This window comes from Christensenella sp. KGMB01412, from assembly GCF_055522415.1.
In genome coordinates, this window is the sequence record NZ_JBVFVW010000021.1 from 1 (window position 1) to 5,096 (window position 5,096).

At 57.0% G+C, this 5,096-nt stretch carries 4 protein-coding genes; all 4 read right to left on the minus strand.

Going from position 1 to position 5,096, the window contains the following annotated elements; genetic code table 11:
* A complete protein-coding gene (lpdA, locus tag ACS5WU_RS13805; RefSeq protein ID WP_465089202.1) occupies positions 1-1,701 on the minus strand; it encodes a dihydrolipoyl dehydrogenase in 1,701 nt (566 codons plus the stop codon).
* A 76-nt stretch (positions 1,702-1,777) separates the two neighbouring features.
* Positions 1,778-3,112 (minus strand): dihydrolipoamide acetyltransferase family protein, encoded by a 1,335-nt coding sequence (locus ACS5WU_RS13810; RefSeq protein ID WP_320606702.1) that lies wholly within the window; start codon positions 3,110-3,112, stop codon positions 1,778-1,780.
* A gap of 14 nt (positions 3,113-3,126) precedes the next feature.
* Positions 3,127-4,107 (minus strand): alpha-ketoacid dehydrogenase subunit beta, encoded by a 981-nt coding sequence (locus tag ACS5WU_RS13815; RefSeq protein WP_320606701.1) that lies wholly within the window; start codon positions 4,105-4,107, stop codon positions 3,127-3,129.
* A 17-nt stretch (positions 4,108-4,124) separates the two neighbouring features.
* Positions 4,125-5,084, minus strand: coding sequence for a thiamine pyrophosphate-dependent dehydrogenase E1 component subunit alpha (locus ACS5WU_RS13820; protein WP_059108471.1), 960 nt, complete (start codon positions 5,082-5,084; stop codon positions 4,125-4,127).
* Positions 5,085-5,096 lie beyond the last annotated feature (12 nt).

Sequence of the window (5,096 nt, forward strand, 5' to 3'; positions counted from 1 at the left end):
TTACCTTAACTTATGGCAGCAAAGGCCTTCCACATCGTGTGCGGCTTCCATGATCATCTCGCTCACCGTCGGATGCGCGTGGATCGTATCTGCAATCTCTTCCACCGTTGCCTCGGCCTTCATCGCAACCGCAATCTCGCCGATCATATCCGTCGCACGCGGCGCCACCATGCACGCCCCAAGGATTTCTCCCGTCTCGCTGTGCGTCACCAGCTTTACAAAACCGTCTGTACAGTTCATGATCATGCTGCGGCCATTTCCCGCCGTCGCAAAGTTTCCTGTCTTCACCGGCAGCCCCTGCGCCTTTGCCTGCGCCTCCGTCAGTCCTACGCTCGCAATCTCCGGGCTCGAATAAATACATGCCGGTACAATATCATATTTCATCGTTTCGTTTTTGCCATTTACATTCGCAGCCGCCACAAGCCCCTGCGCGCTCGCCACGTGCGCAAGCTGTATCTTTCCTGTGATGTCGCCGATCGCGTAGATCCCCGGCACGTTTGTACGCATCTGCCCGTCTACCTGCACAAAGCCCCGCTCGCTTGCGACTCCCGCCGCCTCAAGCCCAAGATCCTGTGTCACAGGCCGCCTGCCCACCGCGATCACTACGATCTCGCCGTCCGCTTCGCCCTGCTTGCCGTCTTCTTCAAAGACGCACTTAAGACCGTCCCTGATCTCCAGCACCTTCGCTCCCGTGTGGATTTCCACGCCTTTCTTTTCCAGCAGCTTCTTCATCGTCGCGCTTGCGTCCTCATCCATTTCATTGAGGATGCGCGGCAGCATTTCCACTACCGTCACCTTTTTGCCAAATGCGCTGAGCAGCGTCGCAAACTCGATGCCGATCACACCTCCGCCAATGATCACCGCAGACTCCGGCAGCTTTGTAAGCTCCAGTACGCCATCCGAGTTCATCACGCCAGCCTTGTCCGCTCCCGGAATCGGCACGCGCGCCGGCTCCGAGCCCGTTGCCAGTATGATGTTTTTCGCGCTGTATTCCCTGTCTCCCACCTTGAAGGTGTTCTTTCCGGTCAATACCGCCTGTCCTTCCAAAAGCGTAATCTTACGCCCCTTCACAAGCCCCGCAATTCCCATCCGCAGCTTCTTCACCACGCTGTTCTTACGCTCCGCTGTCTTTGCGTAATCCACTGCCATTTCCTTTACGTTAATGCCCAGCGTATCGCCTGATTCCTTCATTTCCTCATACAGCTCCGCTGTGTGCAGCAGCGCCTTTGTCGGGATACATCCCCTGTTCAGGCATGTCCCCCCAAGCTCCCGCTTTTCAACGAGCGCCGTCTTTTTGCCGTACTGTGCGCAGCGGATCGCGCTCACATACCCGCCCGGGCCGCCGCCGATCACCACTACGTCAAACTCTTCCATTCCGCCTGCCGCAGGCGTTTCCTGCGCCGCCGGAGCCGCCGGAGCCGCCGCTCCGCCCGTTTCCCCGATGAGCGCCGAAATATCCTCGCCCGGCTCTCCAATCACCGCGATCAGCTCTGTGATCGGCACCACTTCGCCTTCGCCCTTTACGATCTTAAGGAGCGTCCCGCTTGCCGGCGCGTCCATCGTGATCGTCAATTTATCTGTTTCCATCTCAAACAGCGGTTCGCCTTCCACGCACTTTCCGCCTTCCGGCACCAGCCATTTGATGATGGTTCCTTCCGTCATTTGCAGCCCCTGCTTGGGCATGATTACTTTCTCTGCCATTTTCGCCAATCCTCGTTTTCCTTTGCTTGTTATCCGGCTGCCGGGGGCAGCCGGATAACAGGAGTATTTGCTTGCTTTACAGCATCAATGTCGGTTCCTCTACATACTGCTTCACACGTCCCAGGAACTGTGCCGCCGGCGCGCCGTCCACGATCCTGTGGTCGTACGTCAGCGTCATCGACATGATCGGCCTGATCACAATTTCATCACCGATTACCACCGGCGTTTTGGTGATCGCTCCCAGTGCCAGTATGCCCGATTCCGGCGTATTGATAATCGCCGTGAATTCGTCCAGCCCGAACATCCCAAGGTTTGACACCGTAAACGTGCCTCCGCTCATTTCCTCAAGCGCAAGTTTGTTTTCCTTCGCCTTGCCCGCAAGCTCCTTTGCCATGAAGCTCAGCTCTTCCAGCTTCATCAGGTCTGCGTCCTTGATATTCGGCACGATCAGCCCGTTATCAACCGCTACCGCTACCCCAAGGTTCACATAATCGCGCATCACAATCCCTTCGTCCGTGATCATCGCGTTCATCATTGGGAAGTCAAGCAGCGCCTGGCTGACCGCCTTTAATACGATATCGTTGTACGATACCTTCTTATCCACTTTTTTGTATGCTTCACGCAGCGCTGCCGCGTTTGTCATATCCGCGCGCACCGTATGTGTCAGCTGCGCGTGCACCCGCAGGCTTTCCTGCATCCGGTCCGCAATCACCTTGCGCATCCCCTTCATTGGGATAACGCGCTCCCCGCGCTGCGTCCCGCCACCGGCTGCCGCGCTTCTTGCCGCTACCGCAGCCAGGATATCCTCCCTTGTGATCTTGCCGTGAGAGCCGCTGCCGCTTACCTCCGCAAGTTCTACGCCTTCAAGCTGCGCCACCTTCTTTGCAAGCGGCGTTGCTTTGACTGCCCCAGCTCCTTCATACGAAAGCACATCCCGCTCGATCACCAGGTTTTCCGGCCCGCTTGCAGGCACCTCCAGGATATCAACGCCCTTTTCTTCCGCGCGCATCCGCGCCCTGGGCGTACTGAACCTGCGCGATCCATCCGCAGCCACCGCTGCCGGAGCTGCCTTTGCAGCTACTACAGGCGCAGCCGCAGGTGCCGCGGCAGGCGCTGCTGCTGCCTCTGCCGCCGTATCGCCCGCTTCCGCCAGCAATGCCGTGATATCCTCGCCCGGCTCCCCGATCACTGCGATCATCTCCGTGATCGGCACCACTTCGCCTTCCCCTTTTACGATCTTAAGAAGCGTCCCGCTTGCCGGCGCGTCCATCGTGATCGTCAGTTTATCTGTTTCCATTTCAAACAGCGGTTCCCCTTCCACGCATTTTCCGCCTTCCGGCACCAGCCACTGCGTGATCGTTCCTTCTGTCATCTGAAGCCCCTGCTTGGGCATGATTACTTTTTCCGCCATTTCCTATCACTCCCCTATTTGTACATCGTCGCTCGCGCCGCTGCTACGATTTCCCCTACCTGGGGCACCACAGCATTCTCCAGCCCGATGTTAAACGGCAGCGGGCACTGCTTTGCGCCAAGACGTACAGGTGCATGATCCAGATACGGGAACACCCGTTCCGTTACCTCTGACGCGATCTCCGCTCCCCACCCTGCCTGGCGGTGCGCTTCATGCACCGTTACAAGCCGGCCTGTTTTCTTCACACTTTCGATGATCGTGTCATAGTCGAACGGCACCATTGTCCTCGGATCAATGACCTCCGCGGAAATTCCTTCCTTCTCCAGCTCCGCCGCTGCTTCAAGCGCCTTTGACACATAAAGCAGGTTTGCTACGATCGTCACGTCCTTTCCTTCTTTCCTGACCTTTGCCTTGCCGAACGGTATCATGAAGTCCGGATCGTCCGGAACGTCTTCCTTTGTGCTGTACAGCGCCTTGTGCTCAAAGAACATTACAGGGTTATCGTCACGGATCGCCGTCCTCAGAAGCCCCGCTACGTCCGTCCCGGTGGACGGGCACGCTACCTTGAGCCCCGGGAAGTGCATGAATATCGTTTCCAGCGACTGGCTGTGCGTTGCCGCGTTGCCACGCCCGATTCCCTGCTGGCCGCGGATCACCAGCGGTATCCTTGCTTTCCCGCCGAAGATATATCTTGTCTTTGCAACCTGGTTGATGATCTGGTCCATTGCCACAAGCGTGAAGTCCATATACATCAGCTCCACCACCGGGCGCATTCCCGCGCACGCTGCGCCTAACCCCGCTCCGATCATTTCCGCCTCTGAGATCGGCGTATTGAAGCACCTGGCTGCCCCCAGCTCGTCCGCAAGCCCACGCGTACATCCAAATACTCCGCCCAGCACCTGGACGTCCTCTCCCATTACAAATACTTTATCGTCACGTTTCATCTCTGACAGCAATGTGTCCCTCACTGCCATTGCATACGTTTTATTGCTCATCTTCTTTTTCCTCCAATCTACGCTTCGTAGTATACGTCGTCCATGACGTGCGCCGGATCAGGCTCTGGGCTGTTTAATGCAAACTCCGCCGCCGCATCCATTTCCGCATACGCTGCTGCCTTGATTTTTTCAAGCTGCTTTGCCGTCGCCATTTTCTCTTTTACCATATATTTCTCGAACCGCGCAATCGGATCTTTCTTCTTCCATTCATCCACTTCCTTGCGGCTGCGGTATGGTTCCGGATCTCCCGTCCAGTGCCCTCTCCAGCGGTACGTCTTCGCCTCGATCAGCGTCGGCCCCTCTCCTTTGAGCGCTCTTTCCTTTGCCGCACGGAACGCTTCGTCCACTGCCAGCACGTCATTGCCGTCCACTACCACTCCCGGAATTCCATAGCCTGCCGCCCGGTCCGCTATGTTTTCCACGCTCGTCGACTGCTTCACCGGCACCGATATCCCAAAACCGTTGTTCTCACACACAAATATCACCGGCAGCTTCATCACTGCCGCCATATTCAGCGCCTCGTGGAACGTTCCTTCGTTTGACGCCCCGTCTCCGAAAAACGCTACTGAAACATGCTTTTTCTTCTGCAGCTTCTGCGCCAGCGCCGCTCCCGACGCGATTGGAATCCCTCCGCCTACGATTGCGTTTGCTCCCAGATTTCCCTTCGTCAGGTCTGCTATGTGCATCGAGCCCCCGCGCCCTTTGCAGTAGCCCGTCGCCTTGCCCATCAGCTCTGCCAGCGCAAGGTCAAGCTTCGCTCCCTTTGCTATGCAGTGCCCGTGCCCCCTGTGCGTGCTTGCTATGTAATCCTCGTCGTCCAGGCTCGAGCATACTGTTGCCGCAATCGCTTCTTCTCCTGTGCATAGATGCACCGAGCCCCTCAGCTTGTTTTCCTCAAACAGCTTGTATGCCTTCTCCTCAAACGCACGTATCTCATTCATCGTCTGGTAGATCTTTAATGCCCGCTCTTTTTCCATTTCCTTAAACCC